General features: G+C 52.5%; 14 protein-coding genes. 4 read left to right on the top strand and 10 right to left on the bottom strand.

Annotated features, from left to right (window positions below; all coding sequences use genetic code 11):
* Positions 1–130 precede the first annotated feature (130 nt).
* Positions 131–502 (top strand): diacylglycerol kinase family protein, encoded by a 372-nt coding sequence (locus K2G43_RS12080; RefSeq protein WP_297643868.1) that lies wholly within the window; start codon positions 131–133, stop codon positions 500–502.
* Here K2G43_RS12080 and K2G43_RS12075 read toward each other — a convergent pair.
* The 10 genes from K2G43_RS12075 to K2G43_RS12030 all read right to left on the bottom strand — a co-directional run bounded on the left by K2G43_RS12075 (position 478) and on the right by K2G43_RS12030 (position 14,262).
* Positions 478–1,428, bottom strand: coding sequence for an MFS transporter (locus tag K2G43_RS12075; RefSeq protein ID WP_300155555.1), 951 nt, complete (start codon positions 1,426–1,428; stop codon positions 478–480). The two genes, K2G43_RS12080 and K2G43_RS12075, sit on opposite strands and share 25 nt — an antisense overlap.
* A 7-nt stretch (positions 1,429–1,435) precedes the next feature.
* Positions 1,436–2,257, bottom strand: a complete 822-nt coding sequence (panB, locus tag K2G43_RS12070) for a 3-methyl-2-oxobutanoate hydroxymethyltransferase (protein WP_297643865.1) — start codon at positions 2,255–2,257, stop codon at positions 1,436–1,438.
* 108 nt (positions 2,258–2,365) lie between these two features.
* Positions 2,366–3,013, bottom strand: a complete 648-nt coding sequence (locus K2G43_RS12065) for an HAD family phosphatase (protein ID WP_297643864.1) — start codon at positions 3,011–3,013, stop codon at positions 2,366–2,368.
* Positions 3,014–3,033: 20 nt separating this feature from the next.
* Positions 3,034–5,268 carry a S9 family peptidase gene (locus K2G43_RS12060; RefSeq protein WP_300155550.1) on the bottom strand — a complete coding sequence of 745 codons (2,235 nt, stop codon included), beginning with the start codon at positions 5,266–5,268 and terminating at the stop codon, positions 3,034–3,036.
* Positions 5,269–5,530: 262 nt separating this feature from the next.
* Entirely contained in the window at positions 5,531–6,721 is a 1,191-nt protein-coding gene (locus K2G43_RS12055) for a C1 family peptidase (RefSeq protein WP_297643862.1), read from the bottom strand.
* Positions 6,722–6,841: 120 nt separating this feature from the next.
* Complete coding sequence (locus K2G43_RS12050; protein WP_297643860.1) at positions 6,842–8,440, bottom strand: C69 family dipeptidase; 1,599 nt, start codon at positions 8,438–8,440, stop codon at positions 6,842–6,844.
* Positions 8,441–8,468: 28 nt separating this feature from the next.
* Positions 8,469–8,642 carry a hypothetical protein gene (locus tag K2G43_RS12045; RefSeq protein WP_300155545.1) on the bottom strand — a complete coding sequence of 58 codons (174 nt, stop codon included), beginning with the start codon at positions 8,640–8,642 and terminating at the stop codon, positions 8,469–8,471.
* A gap of 258 nt (positions 8,643–8,900) precedes the next feature.
* Complete coding sequence (locus tag K2G43_RS12040) at positions 8,901–11,201, bottom strand: FtsX-like permease family protein (protein ID WP_300155541.1); 2,301 nt, start codon at positions 11,199–11,201, stop codon at positions 8,901–8,903.
* 28 nt (positions 11,202–11,229) lie between these two features.
* Positions 11,230–11,907, bottom strand: a complete 678-nt coding sequence (locus K2G43_RS12035; RefSeq protein ID WP_300155538.1) for an ABC transporter ATP-binding protein — start codon at positions 11,905–11,907, stop codon at positions 11,230–11,232.
* A gap of 39 nt (positions 11,908–11,946) precedes the next feature.
* On the bottom strand, positions 11,947–14,262 hold the full coding sequence (locus K2G43_RS12030) for an FtsX-like permease family protein (RefSeq protein ID WP_300155535.1): 2,316 nt from the start codon (positions 14,260–14,262) through the stop codon (positions 11,947–11,949).
* A gap of 317 nt (positions 14,263–14,579) precedes the next feature.
* Here K2G43_RS12030 and K2G43_RS12025 point away from each other — a divergent pair, with 317 nt between their 5' ends.
* From K2G43_RS12025 to K2G43_RS12015, 3 genes are all read left to right on the top strand, one after another.
* Positions 14,580–16,685: a M3 family metallopeptidase gene (locus K2G43_RS12025; RefSeq protein ID WP_300155532.1), complete on the top strand. Its 2,106-nt coding sequence runs from the start codon at positions 14,580–14,582 to the stop codon at positions 16,683–16,685.
* 575 nt (positions 16,686–17,260) lie between these two features.
* Entirely contained in the window at positions 17,261–18,613 is a 1,353-nt protein-coding gene (locus K2G43_RS12020) for a sigma-54 dependent transcriptional regulator (protein ID WP_300155529.1), read from the top strand.
* Positions 18,603–19,709, top strand: a 1,107-nt coding sequence (locus tag K2G43_RS12015) for an ATP-binding protein (protein ID WP_300155526.1), incomplete at its 3' end; no start/stop codon positions are given. The genes K2G43_RS12020 and K2G43_RS12015, both read left to right, overlap by 11 nt.

Here is a 19,709-nt window from a genome sequence, read left to right as displayed (position 1 = left end):
GTTCACTGAAAGCAAGTTCAAGAACTTGCGAAACTTGAATTAATAATTAGTAATAAATGATTAGTAGAGATCGGCTTCTAACTCCCGAATAACTCCCTCTAACTCTCGATAACCCTCTAAAAACTTTAATATGCAATACGATTTCAAGAAACAGATTCGAAGCTTCGGCTATGCCTGGAAAGGCATCCGTTGCTGTGTAGGAAAAGAACAGAACTTGAGTTTCCACCTTATCGCTACTGTCGCCGTGGTGATTGCCGGATTCGTTTTCGGCATCAACCAGACAGAATGGATGATTATGCTTCTCTGCATCGGAGTGGTGATAGCCGCCGAATTGTTCAATACGGCCATCGAGAAACTGGTTGATTTAGTGTCCCCCGGACACCATCCCCTTGCCGGGCAGGTAAAAGACATAGCCGCCGGAGCAGTGCTGGTATGCGCTGTTGCGGCGGCTATCGCAGGATTGATTATCTTTCTTCCTTATCTCACCCGTTTCCTCTTATAATAAGGGTAGGTCAGCAATATAAAAAACAGGACGGCAAGTACAGCGGCAACCAAACCGATGCGATAAATCTGCACCTTATCCATCAGTTGGCACGCCGTTGCGGCACCTATCAACAAACCTGCCTCCATTGCCAAGTGGCAAGTGGTATTGGCCGTCCCCCGCTGGCAATGATGTGACAACTTGACAAACATGCGGATGCAGGGAACCGTTATCAATATCCATACAGTCAATGCCGCCAACGTCCAATAACAGCCTGTAAACATTAGCGGCAACAAAAGTCCCGGTACAAACGTAATCAGCAACATATTGACGGCAGGAAGCCATGCACGTGGCAGCAAAAACCGGTCTGCATTACACAACGCCATCCCCATCGGGGCACGAAAAGCCACATAGACCCTTGAGACAAACCACATACTAAGCAAACCCACTGCCACGGAAAGATAAATCACCATACGGAAGCCATCTATTTTGTATAACCAAATCCCTAGCATCGCTCCCACCAGCATACCCAGACGTCCCATCCAAGCATATACCATATTACCGGCACTGCGACGTGCGGAAGTAGTAATGTCAATGGCTACCGTAATGCCTGCCGTAGTCGCCAGTCCGAAACAGGCACCCTGCAACAATGCAAGCAGCAGATACTGCGTATAGCTATCAGCAAAGGCATACCCCCATACAGCCGCCAGCATGATAAACATGGAATAAAGATAGATATGCTTTCGCTTATATGCATCAACCAGATAAGCATGAAAAGGCCCCACAGCAAACATCGCCGCTGCAAACAGCAGAAATACTCCGCCCGCCTGCTCCATGGAAATGCCCGCCTGCCGCTCCATAAAAAAAGGGAATAATGGGAAAAGCATATAGACAGACAAGTATAGCAACAAGTTGGCTATACACATCCGCCAGAAATTCAATGTCATTAAGTTGTTAGTAGCGTTCTTTTTCATTCGGAAAGTCTAAGTTCTTCACATCAGACACATATCTGCTGATTGCATCCGTCATAATTGTATGCAGGTCGGCATAACGACGCAGGAAGCGGGGACGGAATCCGTTGTTCATACCCAACATGTCCTGAGCTACCAGCACCTGGCCGTCCACATCGCCACCGGCACCGATGCCGATAACCGGAATGGTAAGCTCACTTGCCACCCGTGCCGCCAACACAGCAGGAATCTTCTCCAATACCAGCCCGAAGCAACCCGCTTCTTCCAATAAATGAGCATCGCGTACCAGCTTGTCGGCTTCGGCTTCATCTTTGGCACGCACGGTATAGGTACCATATTTATTTATAGATTGCGGCATCAGCCCCAAATGTCCCATCACGGGAATACCTGCGCTAAGGATGCGCTTCACTGTACCGATGATTTCCTCACCACCTTCCAGTTTCAAGGCATCCGCATGGCTTTCCTTCATAATGCGGATGGCGGAAGCCAATCCCTCCAGTTCATTGCCTTGATAGGAGCCGAAAGGCATATCGACAATGACCATAGCACGCTTTACACCACGTACCACCGACTTGCCGTGATAAATCATCTGATCCAGCGTAATGGGAAGGGTAGTCACGTTTCCCGCCATTACATTGGAAGCTGAGTCACCAACCAGAATCACATCTACGCCGGCACCATCCACAATCTGCGCCATGGTATAGTCGTAGGATGTCAACATTGATATCTTCTCGCCTCTCTGTTTCATCTCTATGAGGCGATGCGTAGTCACTTTTCGATTGTCATCTGAAATATATCCAGCCATTTTAGTTTAAATTTTGAAAGCCCCATTTCCGGCTTGCTCCCCTATTCAGAAGAGGAAGCCGGAAGCGAGGCTTTGGTTTTTCGGCTGCAAAGGTAATCCTTTTTCTGATTACTTGTGCAATTGAATCAATTTATCGTAGGTCGATTCGGTAAAATCATCCCATATATAGTGGCATAACGGTGCAATTTCTTCGCGCCGGTTGGTTGTCGCCAGGCCGATGACGGTAGCGCCGGAAGCCATTCCTGCTTTCAGTCCGTTGAAGGAATCCTCAAACACATACGTGGTGTCGGGGGTGGTACCGAATGCTTCCATCCCAATCAAAAAGCAATCGGGAGCAGGTTTGGAGGCCGGAAACATCTCAGCGGTCAGGATGCGGTCGAACATTTCCCTGATTTCGGGATGAACGCGATAGACCGCCGCCATCTTCATCTCATTGGAACTGGTGACAATGGCTGTCTTCATGCCGTGGCGGCGCAAATCGGCTATGAAATCCACCGCTCCGGAGATATAGTCAAAAGTCATCGATTGTTCAAAGCGGTTCAAGCGTCCGGTGATTTCATCCTGCACCTCCGGTCTGCCCGGGAAGAAACAATGATAGATATTCTCCAAAGTCTGGCCTTTCACCCGGCCTTCCATATCATCCATGCCCAGATATTCCACGCCCATCTGATGCCAGAACCGGCTGTACTGTGTCTCTGTATCTATGACCACTCCGTCAAAATCGAAGAGGGCGGCTATTGTTTTTGTAGTATTCATTGTGTGTATTTTTTAAGGAGTTATCTCCCTCCTGCAGGCAGGTTCTTCAACCAGTAGTCTGCCATGGTCTTCCGCAGGTGCAAGCTGGTTCCTTCACGCTCGTAGATTCCATGCGAACGCATCGGGTAAGAAATCTGCGAGAAGATTTTGCCGCAACGCACCAGTTCGTTGACAAGCATTTCGCAACTCTGGTAGTGTACGTTATCATCGCCCGTGCCGTGAATCAGCAGCAGATTGCCTTTCAGGCCCTCGACATAGGTAATAGGAGAACCCTTGCGATAGCCTTCCGGATTGTTCTGTGGCGTATTCATGTAGCGTTCCTGATAGATGGTGTCGTACAGGCGTTGGTCAGCAACGAAAGCAATGGCGATGCCTGTGTGGAACACATCGGGATAGCGGAACATGCTGTTCAGCGTCTGGCTGCCTCCACCACTCCAGCCGGTGATGCCGATACGGGAGGTATCGATGAAGGAGTATTGACGTGCCAAGTCCTGAATGCCTCTTGCCTGGTCTTCACTGGCAAAGGTGCCCACTTCGCCGTAGATGCACTTGCGCCATTCGCGTCCGCGAGGAGCTTTGGCACCCCGGTTCTCGATACTGACCACGATATAGCCCAAGTTTGCCATGTACTGGTGCCACAGGCTTCCGCCGGACCATACATCCTGCACGGTGGCGTTAGCAGGTTCGCCATATACGTCGATGATGACAGGATACTTCTTGTTCGGGTCGAAGTTAACGGGCTTAATCATCCATGCATCCAAATCGAGCGCTCCCGAACGGACTTTTACAAACTCTTTGGGCTGTAATCCCAATGCCTTGTATTCCTCTTTCGCCTTGGCGTTATCGGTAATCAGGCGTATGCTCTTGTGGGCAGGGAACGACACCATGTCGATGACGGGAGGCGTCTCCGAATTGCTGAACGTATGTACCGCCCACTTGCCCGACGGCGACATGACGTAGCGGTGCTGTCCGCTCTGATCTGCCGGACTGAGGCGTTTCACCTCTCCGTTGCCGAACAAGCGTGCTTGATACAAGTAGCGTTGTGTGTAGTTGTCGGGAGAGGCGATGAAATAAATCAGTCCTTTCGCCATGTCTGCACCCACCTCCTCGATGTAGTCGAAATCACCTTGGGTGACAGGAACAATCTCCTTGCCATCGCGGCTGATGCGGTAGAGGTGGCGCCATCCGTCGCGTTCGCTTTCCCAAGTGAAGTATTTGTTGCCTTTCAGCCAACGCACGTTGTCGTTCGTCTCCAGCCAGGCGGCATCTTTGTCAGTAAAGATGTTGTCAGCCTTGTTCTCGCCTATTTTGGCAATCCATACCTTGTTGGTATTCTGGGGGCGGTTCATTTGCTGGATGAACAATTCGTTGCAGCCAGGGATGAACTCCATGCGGGGAATGTAGTTGTCGCGCGGGTCACCGGGCAGGTCTATCCACGTAGTGTTTCCGCCATCGGCAGACACATAGCCCACTTTCACCGCCGAATTCGCGGTACCGGCTTTGGGATAAGGGAAACGTTGCACTTGGGGATAGAGAGAATCTACATTGTTGATAATGTCAAACCATCCCGTACCCTTAGTGTCGCTCTGCCAATAGGCGATATACTTCCCGTCGGGGCTCCAGCGGAAACCGTCGCGGCAGCCAAACTCCTCCTCATATACCCAGTCGAACGTACCATTGACAATCTCATCGTTTCCGTCCTTGGTAATCTGGTTGATGGTGCTATCAGCCAGATGCTCCACATAGATGTTGTTCTGTGAGACGTATGCCACACGGTCGGCATCCGGCGAGAATTTGGCGAACATCAGCGTGGCTTCCGGCAGGTTTTTGCCCAATTGTTGCAGTTTGCCGTCCTTCAAGGAGAGCACCCAATAATCGCCACGAGTGTCGTAGCGCCATACGCGGCGGGTATTGGTATAAATCAATACTTTGGAATTGTCCTCACAGAACTTGAAGTTACGCACGCGAATCGGCTTTCCAGTCTGCGGGTTTACGAGCAAATCGGCAGGGATAAGCACCTCTTTTGAGTTGTCCTTCGCCCGATAGGCAGTGACTTCATACGCGCCGTCGGCATTCTTCTCTATCTTGGAGTAACGTTCTCCATCCTTCAGCCAACTGACGTTGCTTCCGCCTTCGGTATGAATCAGCCCTCCATAGACAGCTTCCTCCAAGGTGGGGATGCGTTGTGCGTATGAGCCGGGAGTTCCAAGGCAGCATAAGCCCAAGGCGACCACAAATAAGCTTTTCTTTATCATAAAATAAATGTTTTATTCAAGTTTCGCAAATTCAAGAACCTGCTTTCAGTGAGCAAATAAACAAGTGTACAAGGCTCTCTTATAGTTGACAAGTTGACAAGGATTCAGTGAATAAGTGTACGAGGCCCTCCTGTTTGCCTGTTTTATGAATAAGATGCAGGAGGAAAATTTAATCACTCCTCGTAGCCTTGTTAACTTGTCAACTTGTTTACTGAAAGCAGATCGAAGATATGCGGAACTTACTGTGTTTAAGAATGAATAATTACTTGATTCCCAATTTCTGTTTGATGGCCGCCGGAATTGCATCCTTGTGCACCATGTAATAGATGGTCTTGGCACGGACATAGCTTTCGGACATATTCAGGTAGCCGCCAAACGCATTGCGTTCCGTCCCCCAAGAGTTTTTGGTGATATAATATTTGGTGCCGTTCTGGTCTTTGACAATGCCGGTGATGTGCATCAGGTGGTCATCGGTGGTAACAAATGCTTCGTATCCCTCTTGACGTACTTCGGGAGTTACCTCCACTTCGGCGCAGGGTTTCTCGAACTTGTAGGCTTCTTCCAGCATCTCCTTCTGTTCTTGCGCGTTCAGTTTCTCAAAGCGGGCACGGTCGGAACCGGAAAGGTCTTCCATCTTCTTCACTGCGGGATTGATGGCTACGCCGTTCTTGAAGGAGAATCCCTTTTCGCTGACATCACCGTCCCAGCAGATGGTGAATCCGTGGTTCAGGGCATAGTCTGCCACTTCCATCAGCTCGTCCAGCGGGAGGTTGTACATCAGTTCGTGTTCCCAGTTGTCGGGCACTTGCGGAGCGAACTTCTGATAATAGGGCTTGTGGGTGAAACTGGTCAGCTCCACGTAGTCGTCCATATTCAGCCCAAGGCTGTTAGCAAATGTCTGCGGGGTGTATTCCTTACCCTTGTAAGTGAACTTCTCGGGAAGCTGTCCCAAATAAGTGTCAAAGAGGTTGTTCACCAGCTTGTAATACTCCGGACTGCGGTGTTTCAACTTCACCGCCGTGCTGCCCAAAGCCTGGATATAGCTTGCCATTTCGCGGTGGTTATGCTTCTCCGATTCGTAATTGATGCCGTGATAGACCTCTTCGGGCACGATGCCCACTTGCTTGAACGCGTTCTTCCAAGTGTGCGAGAGGCTTCCTTGCCCCACGTTGCCTCTACCTCCACGGAAGTAGTTGTCATCCAACTGATTCAGATACTTCTGGCGTACAATAAACATCTCTGAAAGGTCGTATTCTCCCTTGCCCATACGGAGCAGTTCGGACTCCATGAACGACGTGGTGGCAAAACACCAGCATGTTCCGGTAGATGCCTGGTTCTTGACAGGAGTCGCCTTTTGCGACACAACGGTAGTAAATTGATAGCCGCTTTCTTGCGCATACAACGCAGATGCGCAACACAGCAATGCGGCCAGTGTGATTGATTTTGTTTGCATGATGATTTATTTGTTTTTATTTTAGTCAAAAAGGAGTTATCGGGAGTTAAAAACCAATAGCCTTGCTTGCACAAGGAGAAGTATCGGCCAATAACTCCCAATAACTCCCTCCACTTCTTCTTAGAACCCGAACCGTGACTCAATCCAGTATTGGTTCGCCATCTCGTCCCAGCGGAGGATGGTGGCGCCGATGAAGTCGGCCGTATAGCCGGTGAGGTAAGCGCGGGCGGCCTCTTCTCCTTCCGAACCGAGGATATCCTTGTATTGCGCTTCCACAAACGGAAGTTCGCGCTGTCCCTTCTCTTCGAAGTGGCGGATATTCTTCTCCATCACCTTGCGGGCGGTGCCCCAGCGCACGGCAGCCAGCTTGTTGGCGCGACGGTAGTGCCATAGGGCGGCATCGTCGCGGTAGCGGTGGTTGCCGCAAATTTTATACAGAGCAGGCAGGTCGGTCACACCGCAGAACACAGGGACGCGCGGACTCTGTCCGGGATTGTCCATCGAGAACCATACCACACCGCCTACGGCATCGGGCAACCAGCTGCGCAATTGGATGACGGTGGAGTAAGCGCATTGCGGCACGGAGATGTTGCGAACCGACGGGGCAGCTCCCTCCTTGATGCTGTTCAGCATCTTGATTTCGTCCGGCCGCATCCAGGGGTTCGCCTTCGGGCTGATGATGGTGTCCACCACGCCGGTCTTCCGGTCTTTTACGGCAATTTTCAGGTTTCGGGTGATATCCAGCTCCGTGCCTTCGTAGGTCTCGCGGAGCAAGGCCATCACGTCTGTCACAGAGACCTGTTTGTCGGGTTTCACACTGATGGGCAGCTCCTCGGCCTCGTTGCTCAGGTTCAGTGAGGGAGCCAGCTTGTTCAGTACGAAGAACTCGCGGACGCTGTACGACTTCTCTTCGCCAAAATAGTTTTTGCCACTATAGGCTTTCCAGAACTTGAAGGGTTCTTTCCCGTCCCAGTAGCCCAGCTTCTTCGCCACGTCAAACACGTTGTCGGAAGCCATGTAGTGGTCTTTGTCCTTCAGGTTGAGGGTACCGATGCGCGAGATGTTGGCCGATACACCCACGTGATCGTCCGGAATGCGGACTGCCGCCCACACGCCGCCAATGTTCTCTTTCCCCTCTCCGAACACCTCGAAGTGCCACACCTCATTAGGGTCGGCAATGGTCAGGCACTCGCCGCTATCGGCATAACCGTACTTCTTGATGAGTTCGCCCATCAGCCGGATGGCTTCGCGGGCGGTGGTGCAGCGTTGCAGGGCCACCCGTTCCAGCTCTTCAATCATGAACATCCCTTTGGGATTCACCAGTTCCCGGCGTCCGCTGATGGTGGTCTCGCCAATGCCCAGCTGCTTCTCGTTGACGCAGGGGTAAGAGGTGTCCAGAAAAGCATACGTGTGGCGTGCTTGCGGAATCTGCCCCTTGACGGTCATTTTAGTCTGATCGGCCACAAACTCTGTGTGCATGCGGCCGTCGTAGATGTTCATCACGGTGTCGCGCTCGTAGCTTTCGGCAGGAACCATGTTCACCCAGGTGCGATACCAGCTGTCGCACGTATGACTGGTGATGACCGACCCGTCGGTGGTGGCCTTCTTGCCCACCATGATGCTTGTGCAGCTTTCGGGGTCTTTCTCGTAGTTGGATTGGGCGGCGGCGCCTTGCGCCAGAACCAGGCCCAAAATCGTAACGGTAGATAGTAGTTTCATAAAAAGGTTATTAGATTGTTTTTGATTATCAAAATTTTGCAACAAAGCTCAGTTTGTTTTTCTTCTTTAGAAAAGCGGGGAGACAGAGTCCGGCAAATTGCTTCACATACTCCTCGTGAGACATCGGATGCTTCTGCCAGAATGCTACGGAAGCCAACTTCTGTGCGGTCACCTGCCGGTGATATTCTGTTATTTTTGCCATACCTTTCCATATTTGCCACAAAGATAAAGATATAATTGCATTCTATCAAAATGAAAGAATGATATTTACCCGAAGCAAACATAGAAGTTTTACGCCCTACCCGTATAAAAGATTTGCCTCCTGCTCTTTCTTTCAAGAGAGGAGGCAAATTAAAAGCGGGCATGTTTTCATTCAAAAGCGGCTATGTTTTCACCTAAAAGCGACTATGTTTTCACTCAAAAAATACGAGGTTTTAAACGGATGGGCCGCACGGCATTCTTATTCGCTCTGGATGCTCTTCACCGGATTCTCGTTGGCGATGCGCCACGACTTCACCCACACGCTACCCACAATGAACAGTAGCAACAGCACACCTACACAGGCATATCCTGCCACCGACAGCGGCACCATGTCGCGGAACTGGCTGACCCACATCACTCCGGCCTTATACGCCCCGAACATGCCCGCCGCCACCGACGGCACCGCCAGCCACAGCACATCGCCCGACAGCAGCCACAGGATGCTCCGCGTCTCCGCCCCGTTCACCTTGCGGATGGCAATCTCCTTGGAGCGCAGACACACCTCGTCGTTCACATAGCCCACCAGCCCCATGAGGACAATGAACAGGATAGTCAGCGAAACCAACAACGTGACATCGCGGAACACGCGAACCGACTCCGAGTAACTGCGCATCTCCTGTTCCAGCGAACTGAACAGGAACTCTTTCTGCGGATACATCCGCTGCATCTCCTCGTTCAGGCGTGCCAGGTTCTCTTCAAAAGGTTCCTTCAGGCGAACATACAGGTGGGGACCGGCTGTTCCCGCCCACTCCATCATCACCGGCTCTTCGTCGTTGGGCAAATTCGGGAAGCTGAAGCTGGCAAGCAACCCCACTACCGTGCCACAACCGTTCACCTGCTTGCCTATCGGGCTGTCCGTCCATTGCATCTTTTCGCAGAAGGCACTGTTGACCAACAACTGCCCTTCGCCCGTAAGGTTATGCCCCTCTTTCAGTTTCAATCCGATGAAGGGAAGGAAATCTGTATTAAACCACCCGTTGCGAGGATAGAACATCTCATTGCCCTGATTATCCAGTACCGGACGATTCTTTCCGAACCACAGAAGGGAATTCCGGGTCGAAGCCACATCTTCTACATAGGGCTGACCGCGAAGCGCGCTCTTCAGATGTTCGTTGTCCACCTCAGTCTGATAGAGATAGGCCACCCGTTCCGGCCGCCAGCCACGGTCGCGCGCGGTCACATAGTGGTATTGCGAAGCCACCGTCAGCAGCATCCCCAGTATGAATGCCGCCCCGATGAACTGCACGAACAGCAACACCCGTTTCCAGCCGCGCCGCCCGGAAGTGTAGCGGCGGAAAACCTGCGTCACCGGAATACGCGCAAACAGCAGGGCAGGCAGGCCGCCTCCCAACAGAAGCAGCAACACCACCACCGCCAGCGGCGCCCAAAGGTTCTGCCAGCCGAAGAGCACCGCCAACGGCACAGCCGCCAGCTCCTCCATCTTGTCGCGGAAGAGATAGACCAGCACACCGATGAGCAGCAACGCGATGCCCGTCACCACCGCCGTCTCCACCATGAACATGGAGAAGATGCTTCCACCCGAAGCGCCGCTGCACTTGTGCACACCTATCGCCTTGGCACGCCGCGTCAGCGAGGCTACCGAGATAAGCACGTAGTTCAGCGTGGTGGTGAACAGCAGCACAATGCCCAGGAAGAACATGACCCAGACCATCTTCCGCACCTGAGAGTCATCGAGATGCTGGCTGCGGATAGGGGCTACCTGCCCCCTCAATTCATACGCAAAATCCGCCGGAATGTGACGGGCTATGACAGCAGAAATCCGTTCATTCAGCCATTCGGCATCCTTCGGGCTGCGCAGGCGCAGGAAGCCGTCGTAGTTGCCGCCGCTCTGCCATCCCTGCCGCCACTGCGTATGCCGCCGGATGCTCGGGAAAGATACAACGGCTTCCGGCCGCTTCTGCAGCGAGGAATTCAGCGGCACATCGGCAAAGATGCCCTTCACCAGCATGGGTACCTTTTCACCGAAGAAATCGTATTGCAGCGTCTTGCCGACAGGATTCTCGCCACCAAACACCTCGCGCGCGGATTTTGCGGAGAGGAACACAACATCCGGCCCTGCCAAATCCTGCGGATTGCCTTCCACCATCTCCAGACCAAGCACGGAGAAGTAAAGCGTATCTGCCATGACCACCGGCAACTCATGCTTTTCCTCTCCCAGCCATAAGGCATCGCCAAACAGCGAGCAGCTCACCGTGCTTCCCTCCACCTGTTCGGGAAACTCCTCGGCAATGGTTGCCGGAATGGGGACAAGGGTAAAGCGGTTATAGTCCGCCACTACCTCCCCATCCTTCACCCAGCTGGTTTGCACGACATACAGCCGGTCGGCATCCTTATAGAAGTTATCGAAACTCAGTTCAAAGGCTATCCGCGCAAAGAGGAATACGGACATCAGCAACCCCAATGCCAGGGAAATAATCTTGATGACATTGGCACTGCGTCCGTGCAGCAGCGACTGTAATGTATAGTAGATATATTTCATATACAAGAAGTTAAAAAGAATGATCGCCTCACATCGCCACCACATTTGCCACGATGCTACCGTCGAACAGATGCACCGTGCGGTGGGCGAACGAGGCATCGTGCTGGCTGTGGGTCACCATGATGATGGTGGTGCCCTCCCGGTTCAGTTCGGTCAGCAGGTTCATCACCTCGGCGCCGTTTTTGGAGTCCAGGTTACCGGTAGGTTCGTCGGCCAGTATCAGCTTCGGGTCGGTCACCACGGCGCGGGCGATGGCCACACGCTGCTGCTGACCGCCGGAGAGTTGCTGCGGGAAGTGCTTGGCGCGGTGGCTGATGTTCATCCGTTTCAGAATCTCTTCCACCCTGCGCTTGCGTTCGCTTGCCTTCACGCCGAGGTAGGTCAGGGGCAGCTCCACGTTCTCGAAGACGTTCAGTTCGTCTATCAGGTTAAAACTCTGGAACACGAAACCCAGTTTGCCTTTGCGCACCCGGGTACGGTCTTTCTCCTTCAGGTCGGCCACTTCCTGGCCAAGGAGTTTGTAACTGCCCTCCGTAGGATTGTCCAAAAGGCCAAGGATATTCAACAGGGTGGACTTGCCGCAACCGGACGGTCCCATGATGGCTACAAATTCTCCCTCCTTCACTTCGAGGTTTACGTGGTTCAAGGCTACGGTCTCTACTTCCGATGTACGGAACACTTTGCTGATGTTGTTGATTTCAATCATTATGTTTTGAGTTTATTAGTTTTATTATTTCTTTTATAATTATTCGCTCTTGATGCTATTCACCGGATTCTCGTTCGCTATCCGCCACGACTTCCATACTACGCACCCCACGATGACCGCCAGATTGGCTATCGCTATCAGCAGATAGATACTCCAGCTCATCGGTATCCGTTCGGCGAACTGGTCCATCCAGAGGTCGTTGACGTACCAGGAGGCCACGGTGCCAAGGAGCACCGCCGGAGCCGCCACGTAGAGCACGTCGCGCGAGAGCAGTTCCAGTATCATGCCGGCTTCCGCCCCGTTCACCTTGCGGATGGCAATCTCCTTGGAGCGGCGGCGCACCTCGTCGGTGATGTAGCCGATGAGTCCCATCAGCATGACGAAGAACATGGTCAGTGCCGCCATCAGCGTGGCATTGCGGAAGACGCGAACGGAATTGTAGCACTTTTCGATAATATTCTCGTAACCGGTAAATTCAATGGTCCGGTCGGTAAACGATTCCGTCGCCATGGCATTCAACTTCTGCAGGTTCTCGCTGAAAGGCTCTTTCAGGCGAACATGCACCATACCGTAAAAGGCATCATTACCGCGGCCAATATAAGGCATCTTCTCGGCTGTGAAGCTCTCTATCTGGAAGTCTTTCAGCAGTCCCGTCACTTTCAATACCGCGCCGTCGGCATGAACCGTACGCCCCACTACCTCATCGCCCCAGTGCATCATGCCGGCAAACGTTTCGTTGACCACCGCCTCGTCCAGTGTCCGTGCCATGCGTCCCGTTTTCATCACCATGCCCATCATAGCGGGAAAAGCCTCCTGCACATAGTAATCGCTCCGAGCAGAGAACAACATCTGCCCTTTTTCGTCTTTTATCATCGAACCGCTGTATCCTTCAATCGGTGTGCCGCAGGCGCTGGAAACAGCTTCCACGTAGGGCAGGCTTTTGAAAAGCCGGAAGGCAGCATCCCTTGATTCCCGGTCTTTAAGCCGGAGGTCGCCCACTGCCATCCGTTCGGGATTATAGCCCATGTCTTTATTGAGCACGTAGCGATATTGCGCCATTACCACGCACATCAGTCCGCAGATAAATGCCACACCGGCAAACTGAACGAAAAGCAGCGGACGTTTCCAGCCTTTCTTCCCCTCGGTGTAGCGGCGGAACACTTGTGACACCGGAATGCGGGCAAACAGCCTGCCCGGCAACACGCCTCCCACCAGAAAGAGCACCAGCACCACCAACGCCGGCACCCAAATGCGCTCGGGAGCCAACAATACGGAGAGCTTCGCCACAACGGTATCTTCCACCACATCGCGAAAATTGATCATCAGCAACACCATCAGCAGCAACGCCGCCACAATCACCACAGCGGTCTCCAGCAAGAACATACCGAATATCCCGCCGCTACTGGCACCGCTACACTTGTGCACTCCCACCGACTTGGCACGGTAGCTCAACGACGAAATGGAGATGAGCACATAGTTCAGCGCGGCAATAAAAAGAATGGCAAATCCTAAGATGCTCATGATGTTGCGCATGCGCTTCACGTCCTCGCTTTCGCGGTAGGTGTCGCGGATGGGTTTCACAAAGGCCGAATAACCATACGTCTTCTTGTCCTCTTCGGGACGGTATTTGTCTATCATGGCATCGATGCGATTGTTCACCATCTCCTTGTCGGCTCCCAGGCGGAAACGGATGTACTCCTTCCAACTGTCGCCACCTTGCCACGAGTAGTTGCCCATATTGCGATTCCACACCGTAGGCATGGAAACCACCGCTTCCGGGCGGATGGTGGCATTGTCCGGCAGGTCGGCGTAAGTGCCTTTCACCGTCAGGTCTATCTGGTGGTCGTAGCTGAGTCGCTTCCCTATGGGGGACTCATCACCGAAAATCCGCCGGGCAAGCCCTTCGCTCAGGAAAACGACATCGGGCTGCATCAGTTCCTTCTCGGGATTTCCGTTCAGCACCTCGATGCCCATCGTGCGAAAGAAGAGGGAGTCGGCGGCAATCTTGTTTCCGTACCGCGGCACATTTCCATTATAAAGCGGATTAGAGAATGCCCACGTGCTGATGCTGGTTGCCGCCTCCACCTCTTCCGGAAAGTTCTCGAGGATGGCGCCTGCCAACGGGCCGCAGTTCTGCTGCTGGGGTGGGAACTTCTCTCCATTGACGGTGAACATCGACCATGCCTGATACAAGTTGTCGTAATCCTTGAAGCAGGTGTCGAAACTCTGCTCATACGCCACGCGCGAGAACAAGAGGATGCTCATCGTCAACCCCAGTCCCAAGGAGATGACTTTGATGACATTGGAGCCACGTCCCCGCAATAAAGTCTGAAATACGTAATAAATCTGTTTCATATCGTCTGTTTTTTTAGTTTTCCCGTTTTTCAGTTGACAAGGGAACAAGTTTACGAATCGACAGCTGCCCCCTCGTCAACGATCTATGCAGAAACCGTGCCAAAAACGCAGATAGTTCATATTCAATCATTTGACAAAACATAACATTCTAAGGAGTGTCTAAAAATTAGACACAGATGTATGATTATTAGACAGTTTTACGTGCATCTTTGGTAAGACAGGCCGCATCTCGACATCACTTTTTCATGCCAGCATAAAAGTTCTGTATTCAATTTACACTATCTTTGTGCCATCACCTAATTAAAAAAACTATTTTTATGAAACACATGCTCTTGGCAACCTGTACCGTTGCCTTCTTAAGCGGTTGCGGTTCGCAAGGAAAACAAGCGGCCGGCAACGAAAACCCGTTCCTCACGGAATACACCACTCCCTTCCAAGTGCCTCCTTTCGACCTGATTCAGACAGAGCACTACAAACCCGCCTTCCTGCAAGGTATGGAAGAACAGCAAAAAGAGGTGGAAGCCATCGTGAACAACCCTGAGCCCGCCACTTTTGAGAACACCATCGCCGCACTGGACCAAAGCGGCGCCCTGCTGCGCAAAGTAAGCCCCGTGTTCTACGGACTGAAAAGCGCCAACACCAACGACGAACTGGACGCGCTGAGCCGTGAGCTCTCTCCGCTATTGTCGAAACACAGCGACGACATCAACCTGAATCCGCAGCTTTTTGCCCGTATCAAAGCCGTCTATGAAAATCCGGGAGACCTGGACAAAGAACAAAAGAAGCTGCTGGAAGAGACTTACAAGGACTTTGTCCGCGGAGGCGCCAACCTGGATGCCGAAAGCCAAAAGAGACTGCGCGAACTGAACAGCGAAATATCCATGCTGCAGCTCACCTTCGGCCAGAATATGCTGAAAGAGACCAACGCCTTCCAATTGGTCATCGACCGAAAAGAAGACTTGGCAGGACTTCCCGAAAACCTGATTGCCGGTGCGGCCGAAGCGGCCCGGGAGGCAGGCATGGAGGGCAAGTGGATTTTCACGCTGCACAATCCCAGCATCATGCCTTTCCTGCAATATGCGGACAACCGCGACCTGCGTGAGAAAATCTTCAAAGGATATATCAACCGGGGCAACAACGGAAACGCCAACGACAACAAGGAGGTGGTGCGCAAATTGCTCAAAGCCCGTCTGGAGAAAGCCAAGCTGATGGGGCACGACAACTACGCCTCCTTTGTGCTGGAAGAGCGTATGGCCAAAACGCCCGATGCCGTCTATAACTTGCTGAATCAAATCTGGACACCCACCCTCTCCAAAGCCAAAGAAGAGCTGGCGGACATCCAAGCCGAAATAAAAAAGGATGGAAAAGACTTCATCGCCGAGGGCTGGGACTGGCGCTACTATGCCGACCGTGCCAAAAAGGCCAAATTCAACCAGGACGAGAACCAAATACGTCCTTACCTGAAACTGGAGAATGTGCGTGACGGCATGTTCCATGTAGCCAACAAGCTGTATGGCATCCGTTTTAACCAACTGGAGAACATCCCCCTCCCCCATCCCGACGCGCAAGCATTCGAGTGCAAGGACAAAGATGGTTCGCACCTTGGCGTGCTCTACATGGATTTCTTCCCGCGTGCCAGCAAACGAGGCGGCGCATGGTGCGGAACATACCGTTCGCAAACCTATAAGGAGGGCCGGAAAGTGGCTCCCGTGGTGACCGTCGTGTGCAATTTCACCAAGCCTTCCGCCGGACAACCCGCCCTGCTCAGTGCAGACGAGGCAAACACCCTGTTCCATGAATTCGGCCATGCGCTGCACAATCTGTTCAGAGACGTGCACTATTACGGCGTGGCAGGCGTTCCGCGCGATTTCGTAGAACTTCCGTCGCAAATAGACGAACACTGGACTTTTGAACCGGAAGTGTTGAAGGTATATGCCAAACATTATCAAACCGGCGAAATCATTCCGACCGAACAGGTTGAGAAAATGGATAAGAGCAGCAAATACGGACAAGGCTTCATTACCGCCGAATATCTGGCCGCCTCCCTGCTCGATATGGATTTCCATGTCCTGAAAGAGATTCCCGACGATATGGATGTCATGCAATTTGAAGCCGAGACCTTGGGAAAACGAGGATTGCTGAAACAAATTCCCTCCCGTTACCGCACCACCTATTTCAACCATACCATGGGTGGCGGATATACAGCCGGCTACTACAGCTATATCTGGGCAGAAGTCCTGGATTGCGACGCATACGAAGCCTATAAAGAGACCGGTGACATCTTCAACCAAGAGGTAGCCGACAAATTCCGCAAGTACATCCTTACTCCGGGCGGCATCGACGACGCAATGGATATGTATGTGAACTTCCGTGGAAAAGAGCCGGGCATCACCCCCCTATTGAAGAACCGGGGATTGGAATAAACGAAAGAAGCGGGAGGCTGTCCGAAAAGCTTGTCGCCGTTTATATTGTGCCATGATTTTAGGCACGGGTTACGCGGAATTCACGGATAAAGCAAAGAAAAATCTGTGAATTCCGTGCCTAAAGAAAGGGCGATAGACGTTCGCGGACAATCTGGCGTGAGCAATAAATCGTAAATATTTACACAACATCGTTCTCTCACCAAAATTCCGCTTCCTTTTCTCTTTCCTGTCTGCATCTTGTCACCCCCTTTTCCGCTTCGTAGTTTCTTCGGTGTTTCTTCGGACGTTCTTCGGACATTCTTCGGTCCTAGGGAGTGGAGTTTGTCCGAAGAACGTCCGAAGCCGAATAGGCCCTGGTAGGGGTAGGACAGGAAGCAGACAAGAAAGACAGGGAGATAGTATGGAAAAGGACATTTTCTTCACCGGCACATACCGGCCACAGGAGGCGGAAGGAAAACATTTTACATTCGAAGAGAGAAGAGATCCTCTCCGTGTCCTTTGCCCATAAAATCTATCCACTCTGCAGAGCTTCCATCAAAAAAAACATTAACTTTGTCGGCAAAAAGAATTTGTCTATGCCCTCCAGAAACGGAAATATCCTGATTGTCGATGATAATCGAGGCGTACTCACCGCCTTGAGACTCTTGCTGAAGCCCTATTTTAAAGAGATTGTCACCCTGCCCTCTCCCATAACGCTACCCGGCACGTTGCGTGAAAAGAAGTGGCAAGTGGTGCTGCTCGACATGAACTTCACCGCAGGCATCAATACAGGAAACGAAGGGCTATACTGGTTGCACGAAATAAAGCGGCAATGCCCCGACCTGCCCGTGGTGCTGTTTACCGCATACGCCGACATCGACCTTGCCGTGCGGGGAATCAAGGAAGGAGCCACCGACTTCGTGGTGAAACCATGGGACAACCGGAAACTGGTGGAAACATTGCTGAATGCCGCATCCGCTTCCGACTCTACGTCCATCGTCAAATCCATGGAAGGAAACAATCTGGCAGACAGCCGCGGAATGTACTGGGGAAGCAGTCCTGCCATGAGGCAGCTTCGTGCGCTGGTGGAGAAAGTGGCCGGCACCGATGCCAATGTCCTCATCACCGGCGAGAACGGTACGGGAAAGGAGATGCTGGCACGCGAAATACACGCCCTCTCCCTGCGCAACAAACAAGAGATTGTAAGCGTGGATATGGGCGCCATCACCGAAAGCCTTTTCGAAAGCGAGCTGTTCGGCCATGTGAAAGGCTCTTTCACCGATGCCCATGCCGACCGCCCCGGCAAGTTCGAAGCCGCCACCCACAGCACCCTCTTTCTGGACGAGATAGGCAACCTGCCCTACCACCTGCAAGCCAAGCTGCTGACCGCCATCCAGCGGCGCAGCATCGTACGTGTGGGCAGCAACACCCCGATTCCCATAGACATCCGGCTCATCTGCGCCACCAACCGCAACCTGCCGGAGATGGTGGCAAAAGAGGAGTTCCGCGAAGACCTGCTGTACCGCATCAACACGATACATCTGGAAATACCGCCTCTGCGCGAACGCCCGGAAGATATCCTCCCCCTGGCAGAGCGGTTCATCGCCCGCTTCTGCAAGCAATATGACAAACCACCCGTCAGGCTGACCGAAGAGGCCCGCAAGAGGCTGGCGCTCCACCCGTGGTACGGCAATATCCGCGAACTGGAACACGCCATCGAGAAAGCCATCATCATCTGCGACACCGACTCCCTGCCTGCCGAACTGTTTCAACCGGCACAGAAAGCCAACAACGCGCCCGAAGCCGCCGCATCCACGCTCGAGGAGATGGAAAAGCTGATGATACGGAAAGCGCTCGACACATGCAGCGGAAACCTCTCCGCCGTGGCCTCCCAGTTAGGCATCACCCGCCAGACACTCTATAACAAAATGAAGAAGTATGGGCTATAACTATCTTTTCCAATCCGCCATCAGCCTGTTGACGGCACTCTTTGCCGGAGCAATGTGGGCACTTGTCGCCATGGGAACACCCCATCAAGGATGGGACAATCCGCGGTTTTGGGCAATCTTGTCAACCACGCTGCTTCCCCTGCTCCTCTACCGGCAATGGAGGCTGTACAACCGCCATGTGCGGAAAGTGCTGTTCATGCTCGATGCCATCGAAAACAACGACTATTCCATCCACTTTCCTGAGACGGACGAAGCGGCGGACACAAACCTGGTGAACCGCTCCTTGAACCGGGTCGCCCATATATTGTATAACGTGAAGAGCGAGACCGCCCAACAGGAGAAGTATTACGAACTGATACTTGATTGTGTGAACACCGGCATCCTCGTTCTGAACGATAGCGGTGCCATTTATCAGAAAAACAACGAGTCGATGCGCCTGCTGGGGCTGGAAGTTTTCACCCACGTCAGCCAATTGAACCGTATCGACCCACATCTGGCCCAACTCCTGGCGAACTGCCGTCCGGGAGAAAAGATGCAGGCGCCCTTCTGCAACGAACGGGGCACCGTGAACCTGTCCATACGCGTCAGCGACATCACGGTGCACAAAGAGCATCTGCGCATCCTTGCTCTGAACGACATCAACAACGAGCTGGATGAAAAAGAGATAGACTCCTGGATAAGGCTCATCCGCATACTGACACACGAAATCATGAACTCCGTCACCCCGATAACCTCCCTCAGCGATACCCTGTTAGAACTGACCGAAGAGGAGAACGCTCCGGAGGAAATCAAAAACGGATTGCAGACCATCAGCAGCACCGGAAAAGGACTGCTCTCGTTCGTGGATTCGTATCGGAAGTTCACCCGCATTCCCACCCCCGAACCTGCGTTGTTCTACGTCAAGGGCTTTGTTGAACGGATGGTGAAGCTGGCCCGCCACCTCTACCCGGACACCCGCATCAACTTCCGGACCGATGTCGTATCAGACGACCTCATCCTCTATGCCGACGAGAACCTGATATCGCAAGTGGTCATCAATCTGCTGAAAAATGCCATACAAGCCATCGAGTCGGAAAAAGACCGGAAGAAAGAGGGA

The organism is Bacteroides sp., from assembly GCF_029057325.1.
GTDB lineage: Bacteria > Bacteroidota > Bacteroidia > Bacteroidales > Bacteroidaceae > Bacteroides.
The sequence above is the reverse complement of the archived record's forward strand: the minus strand, read 5'-3'. Positions and strand labels throughout refer to the sequence as shown.

What these genes read in the sequence shown, in the direction of transcription:
- K2G43_RS12030 (WP_300155535.1), bottom strand. Translation starts at nt 14,262, where the DNA reads ATGAAACAGATTTATTACGTATTTCAGACTTTATTGCGGGGACGTGGC.
- K2G43_RS12035 (WP_300155538.1), bottom strand. Translation starts at nt 11,907, where the DNA reads ATGATTGAAATCAACAACATCAGCAAAGTGTTCCGTACATCGGAAGTA.
- K2G43_RS12055 (WP_297643862.1), bottom strand. Translation starts at nt 6,721, where the DNA reads ATGCAAACAAAATCAATCACACTGGCCGCATTGCTGTGTTGCGCATCT.
- K2G43_RS12020 (WP_300155529.1), top strand. Translation starts at nt 17,261, where the DNA reads ATGCCCTCCAGAAACGGAAATATCCTGATTGTCGATGATAATCGAGGC.
- K2G43_RS12025 (WP_300155532.1), top strand. Translation starts at nt 14,580, where the DNA reads ATGAAACACATGCTCTTGGCAACCTGTACCGTTGCCTTCTTAAGCGGT.
- K2G43_RS12060 (WP_300155550.1), bottom strand. Translation starts at nt 5,268, where the DNA reads ATGATAAAGAAAAGCTTATTTGTGGTCGCCTTGGGCTTATGCTGCCTT.
- K2G43_RS12080 (WP_297643868.1), top strand. Translation starts at nt 131, where the DNA reads ATGCAATACGATTTCAAGAAACAGATTCGAAGCTTCGGCTATGCCTGG.
- K2G43_RS12045 (WP_300155545.1), bottom strand. Translation starts at nt 8,642, where the DNA reads ATGGCAAAAATAACAGAATATCACCGGCAGGTGACCGCACAGAAGTTG.
- panB (WP_297643865.1), bottom strand. Translation starts at nt 2,257, where the DNA reads ATGGCTGGATATATTTCAGATGACAATCGAAAAGTGACTACGCATCGC.
- K2G43_RS12040 (WP_300155541.1), bottom strand. Translation starts at nt 11,201, where the DNA reads ATGAAATATATCTACTATACATTACAGTCGCTGCTGCACGGACGCAGT.
- K2G43_RS12075 (WP_300155555.1), bottom strand. Translation starts at nt 1,428, where the DNA reads ATGACATTGAATTTCTGGCGGATGTGTATAGCCAACTTGTTGCTATAC.
- K2G43_RS12050 (WP_297643860.1), bottom strand. Translation starts at nt 8,440, where the DNA reads ATGAAACTACTATCTACCGTTACGATTTTGGGCCTGGTTCTGGCGCAA.
- K2G43_RS12065 (WP_297643864.1), bottom strand. Translation starts at nt 3,013, where the DNA reads ATGAATACTACAAAAACAATAGCCGCCCTCTTCGATTTTGACGGAGTG.